The sequence below is a fragment of the Pseudoxanthomonas winnipegensis genome (assembly GCF_030322905.1).
In the GTDB taxonomy this organism is placed as follows: Bacteria; Pseudomonadota; Gammaproteobacteria; order Xanthomonadales; family Xanthomonadaceae; genus Pseudoxanthomonas_A; species Pseudoxanthomonas_A winnipegensis.
On the sequence record NZ_CP095475.1, the window covers coordinates 3,766,528 to 3,785,611 of the forward strand.

General features: G+C 70.2%; 15 protein-coding genes. 8 read left to right on the forward strand and 7 right to left on the reverse strand.

Translation table 11 applies throughout. The features are described from left to right. Positions 1-63 precede the first annotated feature (63 nt). The 6 genes from MWN52_RS16575 to MWN52_RS16600 are packed head-to-tail and all read left to right on the forward strand — an operon-like array spanning position 64 to position 5,971. Complete coding sequence (locus MWN52_RS16575) at positions 64-2,892, forward strand: monovalent cation/H+ antiporter subunit A (RefSeq protein ID WP_286575573.1); 2,829 nt, start codon at positions 64-66, stop codon at positions 2,890-2,892. Continuing rightward, entirely contained in the window at positions 2,892-3,272 is a 381-nt protein-coding gene (locus MWN52_RS16580) for a Na+/H+ antiporter subunit C (protein ID WP_130525040.1), read from the forward strand. The genes MWN52_RS16575 and MWN52_RS16580 overlap by 1 nt, the downstream gene beginning before the upstream one ends. Continuing rightward, positions 3,269-4,810 (forward strand): monovalent cation/H+ antiporter subunit D, encoded by a 1,542-nt coding sequence (locus tag MWN52_RS16585; RefSeq protein WP_286575574.1) that lies wholly within the window; start codon positions 3,269-3,271, stop codon positions 4,808-4,810. The genes MWN52_RS16580 and MWN52_RS16585 overlap by 4 nt, the downstream gene beginning before the upstream one ends. After that, on the forward strand, positions 4,810-5,310 hold the full coding sequence (locus tag MWN52_RS16590; RefSeq protein WP_286575575.1) for a Na+/H+ antiporter subunit E: 501 nt from the start codon (positions 4,810-4,812) through the stop codon (positions 5,308-5,310). Before MWN52_RS16585 ends, MWN52_RS16590 begins: the two co-directional genes overlap by 1 nt. After that, entirely contained in the window at positions 5,307-5,591 is a 285-nt protein-coding gene (locus tag MWN52_RS16595) for a K+/H+ antiporter subunit F (RefSeq protein ID WP_130516400.1), read from the forward strand. Before MWN52_RS16590 ends, MWN52_RS16595 begins: the two co-directional genes overlap by 4 nt. Beyond that, the gene (locus tag MWN52_RS16600; RefSeq protein ID WP_286575576.1) at positions 5,588-5,971 is read left to right on the forward strand and encodes a Na+/H+ antiporter subunit G; all 384 of its coding nucleotides are present in this window, start codon (positions 5,588-5,590) and stop codon (positions 5,969-5,971) included. The genes MWN52_RS16595 and MWN52_RS16600 overlap by 4 nt, the downstream gene beginning before the upstream one ends. On the opposite strand, the gene MWN52_RS16605 is transcribed toward MWN52_RS16600, so the two are convergent. From MWN52_RS16605 to MWN52_RS16635, 7 genes are all read right to left on the reverse strand, one after another. Next, complete coding sequence (locus tag MWN52_RS16605; RefSeq protein ID WP_286575577.1) at positions 5,972-6,922, reverse strand: sodium:calcium antiporter; 951 nt, start codon at positions 6,920-6,922, stop codon at positions 5,972-5,974. 163 nt (positions 6,923-7,085) lie between these two features. Next, on the reverse strand, positions 7,086-8,330 hold the full coding sequence (locus tag MWN52_RS16610) for a DUF819 family protein (RefSeq protein WP_286575578.1): 1,245 nt from the start codon (positions 8,328-8,330) through the stop codon (positions 7,086-7,088). A gap of 227 nt (positions 8,331-8,557) precedes the next feature. After that, entirely contained in the window at positions 8,558-9,265 is a 708-nt protein-coding gene (locus MWN52_RS16615) for a M15 family metallopeptidase (protein WP_286575579.1), read from the reverse strand. Then, positions 9,262-10,038: an N-acetylmuramoyl-L-alanine amidase gene (locus tag MWN52_RS16620; RefSeq protein WP_286575580.1), complete on the reverse strand. Its 777-nt coding sequence runs from the start codon at positions 10,036-10,038 to the stop codon at positions 9,262-9,264. Before MWN52_RS16620 ends, MWN52_RS16615 begins: the two co-directional genes overlap by 4 nt. A gap of 14 nt (positions 10,039-10,052) precedes the next feature. Further along, a complete protein-coding gene (locus MWN52_RS16625; protein WP_286575581.1) occupies positions 10,053-11,648 on the reverse strand; it encodes a serine hydrolase domain-containing protein in 1,596 nt (531 codons plus the stop codon). A 56-nt stretch (positions 11,649-11,704) separates the two neighbouring features. Next, entirely contained in the window at positions 11,705-14,698 is a 2,994-nt protein-coding gene (locus tag MWN52_RS16630) for a TonB-dependent receptor (protein ID WP_286575582.1), read from the reverse strand. Between the two features lie 45 nt (positions 14,699-14,743). Then, entirely contained in the window at positions 14,744-16,123 is a 1,380-nt protein-coding gene (locus tag MWN52_RS16635; protein WP_286577775.1) for a transglutaminase-like domain-containing protein, read from the reverse strand. 251 nt (positions 16,124-16,374) lie between these two features. On the opposite strand from MWN52_RS16635, the gene MWN52_RS16640 reads away from it, so the two are divergent. Together MWN52_RS16640 and MWN52_RS16645 are read left to right on the forward strand one after the other, a co-directional pair. After that, positions 16,375-17,817: a C40 family peptidase gene (locus MWN52_RS16640; RefSeq protein WP_286575583.1), complete on the forward strand. Its 1,443-nt coding sequence runs from the start codon at positions 16,375-16,377 to the stop codon at positions 17,815-17,817. Next, complete coding sequence (locus MWN52_RS16645; RefSeq protein ID WP_130516383.1) at positions 17,814-18,911, forward strand: dipeptide epimerase; 1,098 nt, start codon at positions 17,814-17,816, stop codon at positions 18,909-18,911. Before MWN52_RS16640 ends, MWN52_RS16645 begins: the two co-directional genes overlap by 4 nt. Positions 18,912-19,084: the final 173 nt, after the last annotated feature.

A 19,084-nucleotide genomic window follows, 5' to 3' on the forward strand; every position in this document is an offset into this window, starting at 1 on the left:
GCGGCCCGCTCACGCCGCCGCTGTTATCGTGATGGCCTGCTCGCGAATGGCTGCATTCCCTGCATGCCCCACCTCCTTCTTCCCCTGCTCGCCCTGCCCTTCGTCATGGCGGCGATCGTGGCCGCGGCCCATCGCCTGCCGCGCACGGCGCTGGCGTGGCTGGCCGCGCTGGCGCCGCTGGGCGGTCTGGCGCTGCTGGCGGCGATGACACCGGCCATCCTCGCTGGGCAGGTGCTGCACGACCGGCACGCCTGGCTGCCGCGCATCGGCCTGGAGTTCACGCTGCGCGTGGACGGCTTCGCCTGGATGTTCGCGCTGCTGGTGCTGGCCATCGGCGCTCTGGTGGTGATGTATGCGCGCTACTACCTCAGCGAGCGCGACTCGGTGCCGCGTTTCCTGGCCTTCCTGCTGCTGTTCATGGGCGCGATGCTGGGCGTGGTGGTGTCCGGCAACCTGTTGCTGCTGTGCGTGTTCTGGGAGCTGACCAGCCTGACCTCGTTCCTGCTGATCGGCTTCTGGACGCATCGCAAGGACGCACGCGAAGGCGCGCGCATGGCGCTGGTGGTGACCGGCGGTGGCGGCCTGGCGCTGCTGGGCGGCGTGCTGCTGATCGGCCGCATCGTCGGCAGCTTCGACCTGGACACGGTGCTGGGCGCCGGCGACACGCTGCGCGCCAGTGCGCTGTATCCGTGGGCGCTGTTCCTGGTGCTGGGCGGCATCCTGACCAAGAGCGCGCAGTTCCCGTTCCACTTCTGGCTGCCGCAGGCCATGGCCGCGCCAACGCCGGTCTCGGCCTATCTGCATTCGGCCACGATGGTGAAGGCCGGCGTGTTCCTGCTGGCGCGCCTGCACCCGGCGCTGGCGGGGACGGACCTGTTCTTCTACACGGTCAGCACCATCGGCGCGGTCACCCTGCTGCTGGGCGCGTGGTATGCGATCTTCCAGCACGATCTGAAGGGCCTGCTGGCGTATTCGACCATCTCGCACCTGGGCCTGATCACGATGCTGTTCGGCCTGTCCACGCCATTGGCGGTGGTGGCCGGCGTGTTCCACATCCTCAACCATGCGGTGTTCAAGGCCTCGTTGTTCATGGCCGCTGGCATCATCGACCACGAGACCGGCACGCGCGACATCCGCCGGCTGGGCGGGCTGCGCCGGCTGATGCCCTTCACCAGCACGCTGGCGATCGTGGCCTCGCTGTCGATGGCTGGCATCCCGCTGCTCAACGGCTTTCTGTCCAAGGAAATGTTCTTCGCCGCGGCGCTGGAGACCCCGGCGCCGGCGCCGATGCGCGTGTTCACCGGCGTGGCCGCGCTGCTGGCCGGTGTGCTGGGCGTGGCCTACAGCCTGCGCTTCGTCTACGAGACCTTCTTCGGCGACGGTCCGCGCGACCTCGAAGTCACCCCGCACGAGCCGCCGCGCTGGATGAAGATCCCCGTCGAGGTGCTGGTGGTGCTGTGCGTGGCGGTGGGCATCTTCCCGGCGCTGACCGTGGCGCGGCTGCTGCACGCCGGCGTCTACGCCATCCTGGGCCCGGCCACGCCCGACTACAGCCTGGCGGTGTGGCACGGCCTGAACTGGCCGCTGGCGATGAGCCTGGCCGGCGTGGTCGGCGGCGTGGCGCTGTACCTGGGGCTGGCGCGGTTGCTGGATCTGCACGCGGTGGTGACCCGGGCGATCGGGCGCGACCTGTTCAAGCGGCATCTGGAGCTGCTGTTCGTCGCCGGCAACCGCATCAGCACGCGCCTGGCCAACAACAGCCTGCAGCGCAGCCTGCTGATGCTGGTGCTGGTGGCCATCGCCGCGGCCGCGGTGCCGCTGCGGCGCGACGGCCTGGCGCTGTCGCTGGCCGGGGTGCAGCCGCTGCCGCTGCTGGGCGCGCTGGTGTGGGTGGTGATGATCGCCGCCGCGCTCGGCGCGGTGCGCCTGCATCGCCAGCGCCTGCTGGCGGCGATCGTGCTGAGCGCGGCGGGGCTGATGATCAGCCTGACCTTCGTGCTGCTGTCGGCGCCGGACCTGGCCCTGACCCAGCTGCTGGTGGAGATGGTGACCCTGGTGCTGATGATGCTGGCGCTGAACTACCTGCCGGAGACCAGCCCGCCCGAAGCGTCCCGCTGGCGCAAGTGGCGCGATGCGCTGATCGCCTGCGCGGCGGGCGCGGGCCTGGCGGTGCTGGCCTACGCGATGATGACCCGGCCCGCGGACACCGTCGCCGGCGAGCTGCTGACGCGCGCCCTGCCGGAGGCCTACGGCCGCAACGTGGTCAACGTGACGCTGGTCGACTTCCGCGGCTTCGACACCTTCGGCGAGATCACCGTGTTCGCCATCGCCGCGCTGGTGGTGCATGCCTGCCTGCGTCGCGCGCGCATGGCGCCCGAGCGCCTGATCGCCGGCGACCCGGTGCAGCTGCCGGTGCCGGCCGACCTGACCCAGATCCTGTTCCCGCTGATCCTGACCGTGTCGATCTTCCTGTTCCTGCGCGGCCACAACGCGCCCGGCGGCGGCTTCATCGCCGGACTGGTGCTGGCCGTGCCACTGCTGATGCAGTACGTCATCCAGGGCGCGGCCTCGGTCGAGTCGCGCTTCGGCTTCGACTACATCCGCCTGATCGGGCTCGGCCTGGTGCTGGCGGTGCTGAGCGGGCTGGCGTCGCTGCTGTTCGGCGTGCCCTTCCTCACCAGCGGCCACCTGGACCTGGAGCTGCCGCTGATCGGGCAGGTGCCGCTGGCCAGTGCGCTGGGCTTCGACACCGGCGTGTATCTGGTGGTGTTCGGCGGGGCGATGCTGATGCTCTCGATGCTGGGCACCATCCGCGGCTCGAGCCGCCGCCGCGCCCAGCGCAAGCCGCTGGACCCGGACCGCCGCTCGCCCAGCACCGGAGGCCGCGCCTGATGGAACTCGCCCTGGCCAGCGCCATCGGCATCCTCGCCGCCGCCGGCATCTGGCTGATGCTGCGCGCGCGCACCTTCGATGTGATCCTGGGCCTGACCCTGCTGTCCTATGCCACCAACCTGCTGATCTTCGCCGGCGGGCGGCTGCGGCCGGGCCAGCCACCTGTGCTGGTGGACGGCCAGCCGGCCGACCTGGCGCACTACACCGATCCGCTGCCGCAGGCGCTCGTACTGACCGCGATCGTGATCGCCTTCGCCATGACCGCGGTCAGCCTGGTGCTGGCCATGCGCAGCCGCGCCGACAACCACAGCGATCATGTCGATGCGCATGACGCCGCGCCCGAGCCGCCGGCCGCGCCGCCGCGGGAGCCGGGCGCATGAGCCATCTGTTGCTGTGGCCGATCGTGCTGCCGCTGCTGGGCGCGGCGCTGGCGCTGTTCCTCGAACACCGGCGCTTCGGCTGGGCGGCGCGGCGCTGGGCGGCGTGGGGGATGCTGGCACTGCAGGGCGTGGCGGTGGCGGCCGTAGTCGCGCGCGTGGCCGACGGCGAGGTGGTCGCCTACCTGCTCGGCGACTGGCCGGCGCGGCTGGGCATCGCGCTGATGGCCGACCGGCTATCGGGCTGGATGCTGGCGGTGACCTGGCTGCTAGGCGTGGCCTGCCTGCTGCACGCCTGCGGCGGCTGGGACCGGCGCGCGCCGCATTTCCACGCCTTCTTCCAGCTGCAGCTGATGGGGCTCAACGGCGCCTTCCTGACCGGCGATGTGTTCAATCTGTTCGTGTTCTTCGAGGTGATGCTGAGCGCCAGCTACGGCCTGCTGGCCAGCGGCGGGCGCGGGCTGCGCCTGCGCGGCGCGTTCCACTACGTGGCCTTCAACGTCGCCGCCTCGGCGGTGTTCCTGATCGCGCTGGGGCTGATCTACGGGCTGCTGGGTTCGCTCAACATGGCCGAGCTCTCCGCGCGCATCGGCCAGGTGCCGCCGGCGCAGGCCGGGCTGGTCAAGGCCGCCTTCGGCCTGCTGCTGGTGGTGTTCTGCGCCAAGGCCGCGCTGCTGCCGCTGTACCTGTGGCTGCCGGAGACCTATGCGCGCGCGCCGGCGGCGGTGGCGGCGCTGTTCGCGGTGATGACCAAGGTCGGCCTGTACGCGGTGCTGCGGGTCAGCACCCTGCTGCTGGGCGCGCAGGCCGGGCTGCTGGCCGGCTTCGCCCGCCCCGCGCTGCTGTGGCTGGGCGCCGGCACGCTGCTGGTGGCCGCGCTGGGCGTGCTGGGCTCGGCACGGCTGCGGCTGATGATCGGCTATCTGGTGATCTGGTCGGCGGCCACGCTGTTCGTGGCCTTCGCCCTGGGCCAGGCGCAGACCCTCGGCGCGGGGCTGTACTACCTGGCGCACAGCACCTTCGTGGCGGCCGCGCTGTTCCTGATCGCCGACCTGATCCGCCGCCGTCGCGGCACGGCCGGCGACGACAAGTCGATCATCGCCGCCCTGCCCGGACGCGCGGTGCCGGGCACGCTGTTCCTGATCGCCGCGGTCTCGGCCGCGGGCCTGCCGCCGCTGTCGGGCTTTCTGGCCAAGGCCGCGCTGCTCTCGGCGGTGCCGCCGGCGCAGACGCCGCTGGTGTGGAGCGTGGTGCTGCTCTCCAGCCTGCTGGTGATCATCGGCCTCAGCCGCGCCGGCGTGCGCCTGTTCTGGCGCCTGCCCGCGCAGGTGGAGCAGGCCGAATGCGAACAGCCCGTGCCCGCCCGCGCCCGTCCGCAGGAGACCTGGGCCACGGTGTTGCTGCTGGCCTTCGGCGTGGCGATGACGGCCTTCGCCGCGCCGCTGATGCGCTACACCGACGCGACCGGCCAACAGCTGCTGGACGCGGCCGGCTATACCGACCAGCTGCGCGCGGCGCCGTCCGTGCTGAGGGCGCCGTGATGGGCGCGCGTCTGCTGCGCTGGCTGACCCCGTCCTGGCCGCTGAGCCTGTGCGTGATCGCGTTCTGGCTGCTGATGACCGACAGCTACAGCGCGGCCCAGTTCGCGCTGGCCCTGCTGCTGGGCTGGCTGATCCCGCGCTTCGCCGCGCGCCTGGACCGCGAGTACGCGCGCATCGGTTCGCTGCGGCCGGTGCCGCGCATGCTGTGCGTGGTGGCCTGGGACATCCTGCGCTCCAACGTGATCGTCGCCATGCAGGTGCTGGGCCCCGAGCGCCGACTGCATCCGGGCTTCATCTGGATCCCGCTGGACATCCAGAACCTGCACGGCATCGCCGCGCTGACCAGCATGATCACCCTGACCCCCGGCACGGTCTCGGCCGCGCTGACTGACGACCGCCGCTATCTGCTCGTCCACATGCTGGACATGCGCAGCGCGCAGGAAGCGATCGACAACATCAAGACCCGCTACGAAAAACCGCTGATGGAGATCTTTCCATGACCGCACATCTGTTCTTCGAGCACACCATCGTGGCCTGCCTGGTGGCCATCGGCGTGTCCGCGCTGCTGTGCCTGTGGCGCCTGCTGCGCGGGCCCACGGTGGCCGACCGCATCCTGGCGCTGGACACGCTGTCGGTGACCTTCATCGCGGCGCTGATGCTGCTGGGCATGCATCTGGACAGCCCGGTCTACTTCGAGGCGGCGCTGGTGGTGGCGATGCTGGGCTTCAGCAGCACGGTGGTGCTGTGCAAGTTCGTGCTGCGCCGGGACGTGTTCGAATGATCGACCTCTTCCGCGTGCTGCTGGCGCTGGTGCTGATCGCCGGCACGGCCTTCATCCTGATCGGCGCGCTGGGCCTGGTGCGGCTGTCGGACTTCTTCCGGCGCGTGCATGCGCCGACGCTGGGCAGCACGCTGGGCGTGGGCTGCGTGCTGATCGCCTCGGTCGGCTATCACCTGGTGCTGGGCCAGGACCCGCAGCCGCGCGAGCTGCTGATCACCGCGTTCCTGTTCATCACCGCGCCGATCAGCGCGCACCTGATGAGCAAGGCGGCGCTGTCGCTGATGACCCATGCCCGGCCGGTGCCGCCGAAGGACACGCGGATCTCGCCGCAGGTCACCCGGCCCCAAGCGCCGCAGGACAAAGAGGACGCGCCGCGCTGATCAGCGCAGCCAGGCCAGTTCCAGCGCCACCCAGGCGCAGAAGGCCAGCAGCAGCACGGCCGCCTCGCCGCGGCTGACGCGCGCATCGCCGCGCAGCATCGGCACTAGCACGATGGACAGGACGATGGCCGCGGGCAGCTCCAGCTTCACGAACGAGGCCGGCAGCGCCAGCGGCGCGATCAGCGCCATGCCGCCCACCACCAGCAGCAGATTGCACACGCTGGAGCCGATCACGTGGCCCAGCACCATGTCGCCCTGCCCGCGGCGCGCGGCGGCGATGGCCGCGGCGATCTCCGGCAGCGCCGTGCCGATGGCCACCGGCAGCAGGCCGGCCATCAGCGGGGTCAGGCCCAGCGCCGGGGCCAGGGTGCCCATCGAGACCACCACATCGCGCGCGCCGTAGCCCAGCAGCACCACGCCGATCAGCAGCCGCAGCAGGTTGAGCCAGGTCACGGTGCGGGTGGCGGCGTAGGCCTCCACCGGCGCGCGCACCTCGGGCGCCTCGGCGCGCCCGCGCACGATCACCTTCACCACGACCAGCACGAAGCCGAGCAGCAGCAGGCCGCCCTCGAGCCGGTTCAGGCGCCCGTCCAAGCCGAACACCATCACCAGCAGCGAGGCGATCACCAGTACCCACAGCAGCGGGGTGAGCAGGCGCAGGCGCACCTGCACACTGGCGAACAGGGCCGCCAGCGGCAGGGTCAGGCCCAGATTGACCAGATTGCTGCCGACCGCATTGCCCAGCGCCAGCGACGGCGTGCCGCGCAGCAGCGCCGCGCCGTTGACGAACAGCTCCGGCAGCGAGGTGCCGAAGGCCAGCAGCAACAGCCCGGCGGTGAACGGCGACAGCCCGGCCCGCTGCGCGATGCCCGACACGCCCTTGACCAGCGTGTCGCCGCCCAGCGCCAGCAGCACCAGGCCCAGCACGAACAAACCCCAGCCCTCGACCATCGCACCGCCCCGCTCGGATGAGTGAGGGGATTCTAGGGCCTGCCATCGATTCGCGTGTAGGCCGCCGGGAAACAGAGCGCAGGCGCGGGAACACGCACCAGGCCGAAGGCGCAGGATTCCCGCCTTCGCGGGAACGACGATGGGCGCGCGCGGTCGCCCAGGCTCAGCCCGCGCCGGCCATCGCGCGCAGGCCGATGCCGACCAGATAGGCCAGCACCGTGCCGGTGGCATAGCCCAGCGTGCCCAGCAGCGCGCCGACCGGGGCCAGCGCCGGATGGAACACCGCCGCCACCACCGGCGCCGAGGCCGGCCCGCCGATATTGCTCTGCGAGCCGATGGCGAAGTAGAAGAACGGCACCTTCAGCAGCCGGCCCAGCAGCCACAGCAGCACGATGTGCACGGCGATCCACAGCACGCCCAGCACGAACAGCCAGGGCCGGCCCAGCAGCGCGGCGATGTCCATCTGCATGCCGATGCAGGCGATCAGCACGTACAGCAGCAGCGTGCCGATCTTCGAGGCGCCGGCGCCGTCGAGCTGGCGCGCGCGGGTGAAGCTCAACGCCAGCCCGGCGAAGGTGGCCAGCAGCACCACCCACACATACGGCGAATCCAGGCTGGCCGCATGCGCCCACGGATACGGCGCGAACAGTCCCGCCAGCGGCGGCGACACCGCGTGCGCCAGGCCGACCACGCCGAAGGCCAGGCCGATGATCAGCATGTAGTCGGTCAGCGTGGGGATGCGCGCGTGCTGGGCGCTGTAGTCGGCCAGGCGCGCCTTGAGCGCGTCGATGGCCGAGGTGTCGGCGCCCGAGCGCGCATCGATGGCCTTGGCGCGCCCGGCCAGGAAGATCAGCACCGCCATCCACACATAGCCCACGCCGACATCGAGCACCACGAACTGGCCGAAGGTGGTCTCGTCGACCTGGAAGATCTCCTTCATCGCGACCATGTTGGCGCCGCCGCCGATCCAGCTGCCGGCCAGCGCCGCCATGCCGCCCCAGGTGTCGCCGGCGGTGGTCGCCGGATGCGCGTGCTGCATCACCCAGAAGGCGAAGAACGCGCCGAGCATGATGCTGAAGGACGAGCCGAAGTACATCGCCAGCAGCTTCCAGCCCAGCCCCATGACCGCCTTGAGGTCGATGGTCAGGGTCAGCAGCACCAGCGCGGCCGGCAGCAGCACGCGGCTGGCGACCGGGTTGTAGAGCTGGCTGCCGGCGCCGTCGATCACGCCGAGCGAGTTGAAGAGGCCAGGGATGAAATAGCACAGCAGCAGCGGCGGCACGATGCCGTAGAACTTCTGCCAGAAGCCCTTGAGCGAGGCGGTCCAGAACACGAACGCCAGCGTGGCGGCGATCAGGCCGAACAGCACGATGTCGGACTGGATCAGGGCGGTGTGGGTCTCAGACATGAAGCGATTCCAGCGGCCGCGCAGGCCGGTCGAAGTAAGGTGGGAGCCGCCATGGCGGCGATGGGGCCTTCCCGGAGAGCCCATCGCCGCCATTGGCCGAAAAGGCCACACGGGCGGCTACCACCTGTAGAGCGGAGCTTGCTCCGCTGGGGCTTTCCCGATTGATCCGGCCGAAGAGCAGCGGAGCAAGCTCCGCTCTACATCCGACAGACAGCTGCTCGGACAAGTCAGCGCACCGGCACGTCGAACTGCACGTCGGGCGAGGGCTCCGGCTTGAAGGTGTAATGCCACCACTCGCCGGGATAGTTGGCGAAGCCGCGCCGCGCCATCGCCTCGACCAGACGTGTGCGGTTGGCGCGCTGCGCCTCGCTCAGGCCCGGCGCATCGGTATGCGCGCGCGGATCGAAGAAGTCGAACGGCGTGCCCATGTCCAGCTCGGTGCAGGCACCGGCCTGGCAGCGCACCAGGGTCAGGTCCACCGTCGCGCCGCGGCTGTGGCCGGAGACCTCGGCCACGTAGCCATCGGGGATGATCCGGGTCTTGTCCAGCGCCGGGTAGAACTCGGCCTTCATCGTCTGGTCGGGCAGATCGGCGGCCCAGCGCATGAAGGCCTGCACCGCGCGCACCGGGCGATAGCAGTCGAACAGCTTCAGGCCCAGGCCCTGCGCGCGCAGGTCGGCCTGCACCTGCGCCAGCGCCTGTGCCACCGGCGCCAGCAGCAGACACTTGGGCGCCTCGTAGCCATCCACCGGCTTGCCGGTGAAGTTGTGCGCACCGGCGTAGCGGATGTCGCGCCGCACGTCCGGCGCCAGCGTGGTCACATCGACCAGCCCGGCCTGCGCGGCGGTGGTGGCCGGCGAGGTGCGCACCGGCTCGGCGGCATGCGCCGCGCTGGAGGCGGCCAGCGCCAGCAGGAAGGGGATAACACGCCTCACGGCGCATCCTCCTGCGCGTCCTTCGCCGGAGGCGGCAGGGTCAGGTCATGCAGGATGCGCAGGTCTTCCTCATCGAAAGTGCGCCCCTCCAGGCCGCGGAAATGATGGCGGAAGGACTGCACCGCGTCGCCGCGGTTGTCCAGCGGATAGCCCAGCGTGGCCATCGCCAGCCACGGGTCGAAGCCGGCCGGCGCCGGCGGCGCATCGGCGCGCGGCCACACGCCGAAGCCGGCCTGCGCCAGCCGCTTCCACGGGAACAGCGGACCCGGATCGACCTTGCGACCTGGCGCCATGTCCTCGTGGCCGATGATCGCCGTGCGCGGGATGTGGTGGCGCCGGCACAGGTCGTCCAGCAACAGCAGCAGGCTGTCGATCTGCGCATTGGCGAAGGGCGAGTGGCCATCGTTGTCCAGCTCGATGCCGATCGAGGCGGAGTTGACGTCGTTGATCGTGCCCCAGTGGCCCGCGCCGGCATGCCAGGCACGGCGGCCGTCGCTGACCAGCTGGTAGCGCTTGCCGTCGGCGCCGATCAGATAGTGCGCACTGACCGGACCTGCGCTGTTGGCGGTCTTGAGGGTCTTCAGGCTCTCGGCGACCGAGTCCTCGCTGGTGAAGTGGATGACGATCAGGATCGGCCCGCGCGCATTCTGATTCGGCGAGGGCTCCCACTGCGCCAGCGGATTCTTCGGCGGCAGGCCGGCGCAGGCCGACAGCAGCAGCGCGGCCAGCAGCAGCATGGCCGCGCGCAGTGGCAGGTTCGGAATGGAATGCATCGACGGGCCCTGGTTCATGGATCGGCTGCGCCCCGCTGCATCGGGCACGCGGCCACGCGCTGGAAGTGCAGGTCCTGATAGTCGTAGCTGAAATCGGCGTCCGGGTCGATTGACTTCAGCGTCAGCGTGGTCTTGCCGTCGGCCTGGGCGAAGTCCAGCCACGGCTCGGCATCGACGCTGGCATCGTCCCAGTCCACCAGCCAGCGCCCGTGCGAGACCAGCACCGGCCCGCGCATCAGCGGCGAGCGTGCGGCGCGGAACGCGACGCCCTGGCCCTGCGGGCACAGGCTCACCTGGCCGAACCACGGATCGCGGTACACGCCCTGCCAGCGCGCGAACTGCGCCGCCGTGGCGGGCTTGCGGTCCGAGGTGTCCGGCACCTGCGGGTGCGTGGCGTTCGCGGCCGCCTTGGCGCGCGCCTGTTCCAGCAGGCCCGCGTAGTGATCGACATCCAGCCCCGTGCCGGGGCGGGTGTAGTGCTTGGTCAGCGCCTCGGTCAGCGTGGTGCGCGCGGCCTCGCCGTCGCCGTTGATCAGCACCACGAAGCCGACCTTGCGGTCCGGCAGCAGCGTCACCGAGGAATACATGCCCATCAGCGTGCCGGTATGCGCCACGCGCCACTGGCCGTCCACGTCCGAGAGCCGCCAGCCGTAGCCATAGCCGTACAGATGGGTGCCGTCCCAGTCGCGCAGCTGCGTCCCGATCGGCATCGGCGTATGCAGCGTCCACAGCGCGGTGCGCTGCTGGGCCGAGAGCCAGGGATGGGCCGCATCGGGCGCCAGCCACATCGCGATCCAGGTGGTCAGATCGCGCACGCTGCAGCGGATGCCGCCGGCGGACATGGACGGGTTGTCCGGAATGGTCGGGCCATCGGCGCGCACCACCACGTTGCGCCCGTCCTGGACCATGTGCGGCTGGGCCAGGTTGCCCACCGCATCGCGCTCGAACGCGCCGACCTGGCAGCGGGTCATGCCCAGCGGGCCGAACAGCTCCTGCCGCACCAGCTGGTCGTAGGGCTTGCCGCCGGCCTTGGCCGCCACTTCGCCGGCGACCACGTACATCAGGTTGTCGTAGGCGTAGTGCGCGCGGAAGCTGTGCGTGGGCCTCAGATAGGCCAGCCCGGCGATGATGTCGGCGCGGGTGAAGTCGTTGGGCTCGGGCCACAGCATCAGATCGCCCGCCCCCAGCCCCAGCCCGCTGTTATGGATCAGCAGGTCGCGCACCTGGAAGTTGCGCGTGACCCAGGGATCGGCCATGCGGAACTGCGGCAGGTACTGGGTGACCGGGTCGTCCCACTTCAGCTTGCCCTGGTCCACCAGCCGCGCCAGCACGCCGGTGGTCATGGCCTTAGTGTTGGAGGCGATCTTGAACAGCGTGTCGGCGTCGATCTTCTCGCCGCTGCCGGCACGCGTCTCGCCCGCCGTGCGCAGGTAGACCACCTTGCCGTCCTCGACCACGCCCACCGCCAGACCGGGCAGCCGGTAGCGCGCCATGGCCTGGTCGAACAGCGTGTCGAAGGACGCCTGCGCCGGCGCATCGGCCGCCGCCGAGGGTCCCGATGCGAGCAGCAGCCCTGCCAGGGCCAGCGCCTTGCCTGTGTGCTTGAACATGCCGTTCCCGTCGCGATGGACGGCCCGTGCGCGACGGGCCGCCCGCGCACCTGCCGTCAGAAGTTCCAGGTCACCACCAACTGCGTCCAGCGCGGCTCCTGCCAGACCGTGCCCTCGCCAAAATACGGCATCGGCGTGCCCGGTGCGCTCTCGTAGCGCGAATGCACGTTGATCACCGTCTGCCGGTTGAGCAGGTTGTACACCGACAGCCGCGCCTTCAGGTCGATGCCCTCCACCGGCAGGGTCCAGGTCACGTTGGCACCCAGGTTGTAGACCCAGGGCATGCGGCCGAACGCGCCGCGCTCGGTGTACACCAGCTGGCGCGTGCGCCAGTCGCCGCAGTTGGCCGTGCACAGCCAGCCCGAGCCGCCGCCGCTGTACTCGCCGGGGCCGCCGGCCGCGCGGCTGTCGTTGGGCCAGACCACGCCGAAGGCGGTGATCGGCCCACCCGAGTGCGCCGCCAGCGTCGCGCCGAAGCTCCACATGTCGTTGAGCTTGAAGCCGCCGCGCAGCTTGATCTGGTGGCGGTAGTCGTTGAACAGCACGCCGTAGCGTTCGTTGACCGCCGGATGGTCGTAGTACTGCACCAGGTTGGTGTCGTTGTAGCCGGTGTCCGAGTTCACCGGGCCCTCGATGTTGCCCTCGCTGCGCGCATAGATGTAGCTGGCGTTGAAGAACCACTTGTCGTCCCAGGCGCGGTCGATCTGGAACTCGGCCGCCTTGTAGGTGCGCCGCGGCTTCTTGTAGCCCATGATCGCGCCGCTGCCGCCGGCCTTGTAGCCGTCCTTCGACGAGTCGAAAGTCACCCAGTCCTCGGTGGTCGGGCACCACAGCGTGGTTTTCTCGCCCGGGTTGATGATCGGCCAGTCGCCCGAATACCAGGGGCAGCCCTCGACATGGTTGATGCGCGCGTCCTCGACCGCGCGGGTCATCTTGCGATAGGTCAGGTTGACGCCATAGGACCAGGCCTCGCTGATGGCCTGCTGGAAGCCCAGGATGTATTCGTCCTGGTAGACCTGCTTGATGTTTTTGGCCACCGTGGTGCGCAGGTCGCTGGGCGCCGGCGCGTTGCCGTCGGTATTGACCGGGCCGATCTGCGCGCCGAGGTTGGGCAGCAGGTAGGGAGCGCCGGTGACCGGGTGGCGCTGCTCGGACCAGCCGTTGAGCGCGTAGTAGGTGTGCTCGTCGGTGGTGCCGCCGCCGAAGTAGTCGGTGAGCTTGTTGGTCAGCGGGATGTAGTAGCGGCCCGCGTTGCCGAACAGCTTGGTCGTGCCGTCGCCACGCATGTCCCAGCTGAAGCCCACGCGCGGGGACACCATGTCGGAGAAGTCGGCTTTGGCGAAGGTCGCGCCCGAGGCCAGCAGCGTGTTCTCGAACTTGTCCGCGCGCACGCCCAGATTGAGCAGGATGTTGGGCGTGACGTTCCAGTTGTCCTCCACGTAGATCGCCTGCGCCTTGGCCCGCACCGGCGCGCCGGTGACGTAGTAGCGCGCATCGACGATGGCGTTGACGCCGGCCGGCACCACCCCGCCACCCGGCAGCACGCTGCCCGGCGTGGTCGCCTGCACCTGATAGCTGCGGCCATCGCCCGGATAGACCCGGGCGCTGGTGGAATCCATGATTTCCTGGTCGGCGCCGAAGCGCAGCAGGTGATCGCCCAGGGTCCACTCGAAGTCCAGGCGCGCCGCCTTGCGCTCGTCCTCGCGGCTGTTGACGCTGGAATTGCTCGGGTGGCAGCCTTCCTGCGTGGTCCTGGGCCCGAAGGCGGCGGTATAGCTGCCCGAACGCGTGACGATGCTGCACGCCGCATCCAGCGGGCTGCCGCTGTCCTCGCTGCGCTTGTTCACGCCGTACAGGGCCTTGGCCACGAAGTTGTCGCCGAAGTGGCCGGTATAGGTCAGCGACCAGTTGTTGCCGCCGGTGGCCGCATTGCTGCTGCCCACCCACGCCCCGCGCGTGCCGCTGTCCCAGTCGTAGCCATAGGCGTCGGTGACCGTGTCGGCCTTGTCGGAGAAGGCCAGCAGTTCCAGCAGGTGGTCGTCGGTGATGTGCCAGTCCAGCTTGCCGCCCCAGAAGTCGTTGTCGCCCTTGGTGTAGAAGGCCTGGGTGGTGTCGATGTCGCGCGGCTGGCTGTCGCGGATCTCGTACATGCCGAAGAAGAACAGCTTGTCGCGGATCAGCGGGCCGGAGGCCCAGACATTGGTCTTGTAGAACGAACTGGCATCGCGGCTGGTGCGGTCGCGTTCGTCCAGGGTGCCGTCGTGATGGAAGTGGTCCTTCTTGGACGCGGCCCAGGCCGAGGGCTCGGCGGTGAACTCCACGCCGGCGCGGAAGGTGTTGTCGCCCGAGCGGGTCACCGCATTGATGACGCCGCCGGTGCTGCGGCCGAACTCGGCCGAGTAGCCGCCGGTCTTGACCTGCACTTCCTGGAAGAAGCCGAACGGCACCGAGGAGAAGCCCTGGCGCCGATACGGATCGGTCACGTCCAGGCCGTTGATGTAGACCGCGTTCTCGGCCACCGACGAACCGCCGAAGGTCAGCCCGCCGAAGGTCGCGCCCGAGGACACCACGCCCGGCGCCAGCAGCGCCACCGCGCTGAGGTTCTGGTCCACCGGCAGGCGCGAGAGCTCCTGGCGGCTGATGTTGAACGAGGTCTCGGTGGAATGGACATCGACCTGGTTGATCACCTTGGCGCCGACCACGCGCACGCCATCGAGCGTGACCGCGCCGGCATCGCCCAGGTTGACCGTGGTGGTGCCGCCCAGCGGCACGCTGACCTCCAGCGGCGCGCCGGCGCCGCCACCGGCGTGTTCGACCACCAGGCGGTACTCGCCCACCGGCAGCTGCGCCAGGCGGTACTGGCCATCGCTGCCGACGGTGACCGTGCGCGTCAGGCCGGTGGCCTGGTGCGTGAGCGTGATCGTGTCGCCGACGGCGGCGCGGCCGGCGATGGCGCCGGTCGTGCTCTGCGCCATGGCCGGCGCCATCGCGCCCAGGCACGCGCCCAGGGCCACACACAACGCGACGCGCTTGTACTGCTTGGCTTTCATCCTGCTCTCTCCTTCAGGTGAAATGGTGGGGAAGATCGAAAGGGGTCAGGGCGCCCGCGTGAGCGGCGCCACATGCCACTTGAAGTCGTAGGTCCACTGGTCGTAGTAGAGGTTGCCGCCGCGCCACTCGGCCTCGCCGCGCTGCGAGTCCACATCGTCCGAGCGCCACGCCGCCTTGGGCTGGGCGAAGCCCACCGACCAGTCGTCGTTGAAGGCCATGCGGTAGGCGTCGAGCCCGCCGAAGTAGAAGTCGCGCTCGGCCGGGTCGGCGCTGTCCAGCGCCCCGGTGGTCACGTCCATCGGCACCCAGCCATAGGGCGCCAGGTACAGCCAGCCCCAGTCGTGGATGTTGTCGTAGCCCACCGCGTCGTCGGAGAACACCCAGCCGCTCTGCCAGCGCGCGGGGATGCCGTTCATGCGCAGCAGCGCGATCAGCAGCAGGGTCTGCTGGCCGCAGTCGGCGTGACCGGCGTGCAGGGCGTAGTCGGAGATGTTGCTGATGGTCGAGTACTCGCGCGCCCCGGCCCACGGGATCTTGTCCACCGCGGCGAACAGCTTGCGCGCGATGCGGTACGGGTTGGTCTCATCGCCCACCACCTGCCTGGAGAACGCGCGCAGCTGCGGGGTGAACACCACATGCGGCGGACGCTCGGCCAGGAACGGCTTCAGCGCAGGGTCGCTTGGGGTGGCCATCACCTTGGCCGGATCGATGGCGAAGTGGCGCGCATACACGGTCACCGCGTAGTGCACGGCGAAGCGCGTGGGCTGGCCCTTGCGCGCGGTGGCCTCCAGGTAGGCGGTGCGCTGCGGCGCCTCGGTCCCGGCCACGCGCGCGCCGGCCGGCGTGCTGTCCAGGAACACGATGTCTTCCTGCTGGCCGGGGATGGCGCGCGGATAGGGAATCCACGCGCGGATGGTTTCGCCATCGGGCACCGCATCGGCCTTGACCGTCAGGGACTGGGTCACCTCGATGCGGCGCGGCGCCACGCTGGTGCGGCCGCTGGCCTTGGCCTCGCGCAGCACTTCGCGGTGGTGGTCGTTGAGGCGCTCGTTGGGGCCGTCGGAGGGCGCGCGCGGCTGCGCGCGGCGCGCCACGGCCTGGCTGCTCAGCAGGAACAGGTTGGACGGGGCGCGCTTGAACCACCAGCGCTGCCCGTCGATGTCCATGTGCTCGATCAGGCCCTGCGCGTCCCAGGCGTCGAACTCGTCCTGGCGCAGGTCGGGGATCGCCTGCTGCACCCTGGCGAAGGCCGCGGCGCGGTCCAGGCTGAAATCCAGGCGGATGCGGCGCATCCGCTCGCGCTGGTCGAGCAGGGCCTGGCGCGTGGCCGCGTCCAGCGTGGCGTCGGCCAGGGCCTGATCGATGCCGGCCTGCGCCTGCCGGAACTGGCCGCGGTCCACCTGCGCGATCACTTCGGGCACCATCGCAGGGGGCGCGGCCGGGCGCGCGCCCAGCGGCGCGGTCGCCAGGACCAGGCACAGCAGGGCGCTGCGCGCCAGGCGAGTGGCGGAGGAAGAACCGGGGCAGGTCGAGGCGTCCACGTCGAGGCGGTCGTCGGGCAGCGGCGGAGGACGACACGATTAGCACGCAGGCTGCGCCTGGTCAATAATTTATTCTTGCATTTCAGATCACGAGGAATAATTATTTTTCTTCATCGATTCCGGAGCGACACCCCATGACGCGCCCGCCTTCCCCGGCCCACGCCCTGCGCGCGGCCGCCTGCTGCGCCCTGCTGTCGCTGCTGGCCATCGGCTCGCTGGCCGCGCGCGTGCCGGTGCCGCAGGTCGCCATCGACCCGGTCACCGGCGTGGTCGGCGTCGATCCGCCCAAGCTCACCGCCGCCTACTGGATCGCCCGGCAGCGGCAGCCCGACCGCGTGCTGCTGGACCGCGCCGGCATCGCCGCGCAGAACGCGCGCATGCGCCGCGACGACCCGGCCATCCACGACCTGCGCGCCCTGCCCGCGCAGCTGCCCAGGGCGCAGGTGGTCGAGGCGATCCAGGCGCTGTCGGCGCGGCCCACGCGCACGCTCTACGGCCTCGACGGCCAGGCGCTGGATGCCGCCGCCCTGGACGCGCTGCAGGCCAGCCTGGCGCTGGACGCCGTGCCCGCCGCCACGCCGCTGCGCTACGGCCTGGTCACCCATCGCGCCGACCTGCGCACCTTCCCGACCGCGCGGCGCGTCTTCAGCAGCGTGGACGACCACGACATCGACCGCTTCCAGGAAAGCGCGCTGTTCCCCGGCGATGCGGTGGCCGTGTTGCACGAGAGCCGCGACGGGCAGTGGCTGTTCGTCGCCTCCGAGCGCTATAGCGCCTGGATCGAGAAGCGCTTGGTCGGCCTGGGCAGCGCCCAGCAGGTGTTCGACTACGGCGCGCGCGGGCCGTATCGCGTGGTTACCGGCGCCACCGCTACCACGGTGTTCACGCCCGAGCAGCCGCAGGTCTCGCAGCTGCAGCTGGACATGGGCGTGCGCGTGCCGGTGCTGGCCGACTGGGCGCCGACCCAGCCGGTCAACGGCCAGCTGCCCTACACCGCCTGGGTGATCCAGCTGCCGATCCGCAACGCCGACGGCTCGCTGGCGCTGGTGCCGGCGCTGCTGCCGCGCACGGCCGACACGGCGGCCGACTACCTGCCGCTGACCCCGCGCGACTTCATCACCCAGGCCTTCAAGTTCCTGGGCGAGCGCTACGGCTGGGGCCATTCCTACGATGCGCGCGACTGCAGCGGCTTCACCTCCGAGGTCTACCGCAGCTTCGGCGTGCTGCTGCCGCGCAATACCTCGCAGCAGGCGGTCAGCCCGGCGCTGGATCGCATCGCCTTCGCCCCCGATGACCCCGACGCCAAGCGCCTGACCGCGGTTGGGCAACTCGCGCTCGGCGACCTGGTCTACATCCCGGGGCACGTCATGGTGGTGCTGGGCCACGCCAACGGCCTGACCTACGTCATCCACGACACCGCCGGCGGCGGCTGGGCCGGCGCCGACGGCAAGCGCGTGGCCGGCCACCTCAACGGCGTGTCGGTCACCCCGCTCGAACCGATGCTGGCCAGCGACACCGCCAGCTACGTCGACCGCATCACCAACATCCAGCGCATCCGCCCGAAAACCCAAGAATGAAGATCACCCACATCGAGTTGGGCATGCTGCGCGTGCCGTTGAAGACCCCGTTCAAGACCGCGCTGCGCACCGTGGACACGGTCGAAGACGTGATCGTGCTGATCCGCACCGACAGCGGCCACACCGGCCACGGCGAGGCCGCCGCCACGGCGGTGATCACCGGCGACACGCATGGCTCGATCATCGAGGCCATCCGCCATTTCATCGCCCCGCGCCTGATCGGCCAGGACATCGCCAACCTCAATCATCTGACCGCCCTGGTGCAGTCCGCGATGGAGCGCAACACCAGCGCCAAGGCCGCGGTGGAGATCGCCCTCTACGACCTGTGGGCGCAGCGCTACGGCGCGCCGCTGTACCAGCTGCTGGGCGGCGGCGATCCGGTGATCACCACCGACATCACCATCAGCGTGGACTACATCGACAAGATGGTGGCCGACTCGCTGTCCGCGCTGGAGCGCGGCTTCGAGTCGCTGAAGATCAAGGTCGGCAAGGACATCGGCCTGGACATCGAGCGGGTCAAGGCGATCCACGCCGCGGTCGAGGGCCGCGCCCTGCTGCGCCTGGACGCCAACCAGGGCTGGACCGCCAAGCAGGCGGTCTATGCCATGGGCAAGCTCGAGGACGCCGGCGTGGTGCTCGAACTGCTCGAACAGCCGGTCAAGGCCGCCGACATCGACGGCCTCAAGTACGTCACCGAGCGGGTCAACACGCCGGTGATGGCCGACGAGAGCGTGTTCGCGCCGCAGCAGGTGTTCGACCTGATCCAGCGCCGCGCCGCCGACATCATCAACATCAAGCTGATGAAGACCGGCGGGCTGTCCAACGCCATCCGCATCGCCGACATCGCCGCGCTGTACGGGGTGGACTGCATGATCGGCTGCATGATCGAGTCCTCGATCAGCGTGGCCGCGGCGGTGCATCTGGCGGTGGCCAAGGCCAATGTGATCACCAAGATCGATCTGGACGGGCCCTCGCTGGGCCAGTTCAATCCGGTGGTGGGCGGGGTGCTGTTCGACGAGTCGGAGATCAGCATCCCGGATGCGCCGGGCTTGGGCATCCGCGAGATCCAGGGGCTGGAGCTGCTCGCGCCGTGAGGCACATGCGCCTTCTCCGGAACGCCACGCGTCTTTGCGGCCGTCATCCCCGCGAAGGCGGGGATCCAGCGCCTTTGCCTCTCCTGCACGCAAGTCACTGGGTCCCCGCGTGCGCGGGGACGACGGGGACTTCTGCTCCAGCGGCACCTGCTAGCGCTGTTGCTGTTGCTGTT

Coding starts and splice junctions, on each gene's coding strand:
- MWN52_RS16575 (WP_286575573.1), top strand. CDS start 64: ATGCCCCACCTCCTTCTTCCCCTGCTCGCCCTGCCCTTCGTCATGGCG.
- MWN52_RS16580 (WP_130525040.1), top strand. CDS start 2,892: ATGGAACTCGCCCTGGCCAGCGCCATCGGCATCCTCGCCGCCGCCGGC.
- MWN52_RS16585 (WP_286575574.1), top strand. CDS start 3,269: ATGAGCCATCTGTTGCTGTGGCCGATCGTGCTGCCGCTGCTGGGCGCG.
- MWN52_RS16590 (WP_286575575.1), top strand. CDS start 4,810: ATGGGCGCGCGTCTGCTGCGCTGGCTGACCCCGTCCTGGCCGCTGAGC.
- MWN52_RS16595 (WP_130516400.1), top strand. CDS start 5,307: ATGACCGCACATCTGTTCTTCGAGCACACCATCGTGGCCTGCCTGGTG.
- MWN52_RS16600 (WP_286575576.1), top strand. CDS start 5,588: ATGATCGACCTCTTCCGCGTGCTGCTGGCGCTGGTGCTGATCGCCGGC.
- MWN52_RS16605 (WP_286575577.1), bottom strand. CDS start 6,922: ATGGTCGAGGGCTGGGGTTTGTTCGTGCTGGGCCTGGTGCTGCTGGCG.
- MWN52_RS16610 (WP_286575578.1), bottom strand. CDS start 8,330: ATGTCTGAGACCCACACCGCCCTGATCCAGTCCGACATCGTGCTGTTC.
- MWN52_RS16620 (WP_286575580.1), bottom strand. CDS start 10,038: ATGCATTCCATTCCGAACCTGCCACTGCGCGCGGCCATGCTGCTGCTG.
- MWN52_RS16625 (WP_286575581.1), bottom strand. CDS start 11,648: ATGTTCAAGCACACAGGCAAGGCGCTGGCCCTGGCAGGGCTGCTGCTC.
- MWN52_RS16630 (WP_286575582.1), bottom strand. CDS start 14,698: ATGAAAGCCAAGCAGTACAAGCGCGTCGCGTTGTGTGTGGCCCTGGGC.
- MWN52_RS16635 (WP_286577775.1), bottom strand. CDS start 16,123: ATGGTGCCCGAAGTGATCGCGCAGGTGGACCGCGGCCAGTTCCGGCAG.
- MWN52_RS16640 (WP_286575583.1), top strand. CDS start 16,375: ATGACGCGCCCGCCTTCCCCGGCCCACGCCCTGCGCGCGGCCGCCTGC.
- MWN52_RS16645 (WP_130516383.1), top strand. CDS start 17,814: ATGAAGATCACCCACATCGAGTTGGGCATGCTGCGCGTGCCGTTGAAG.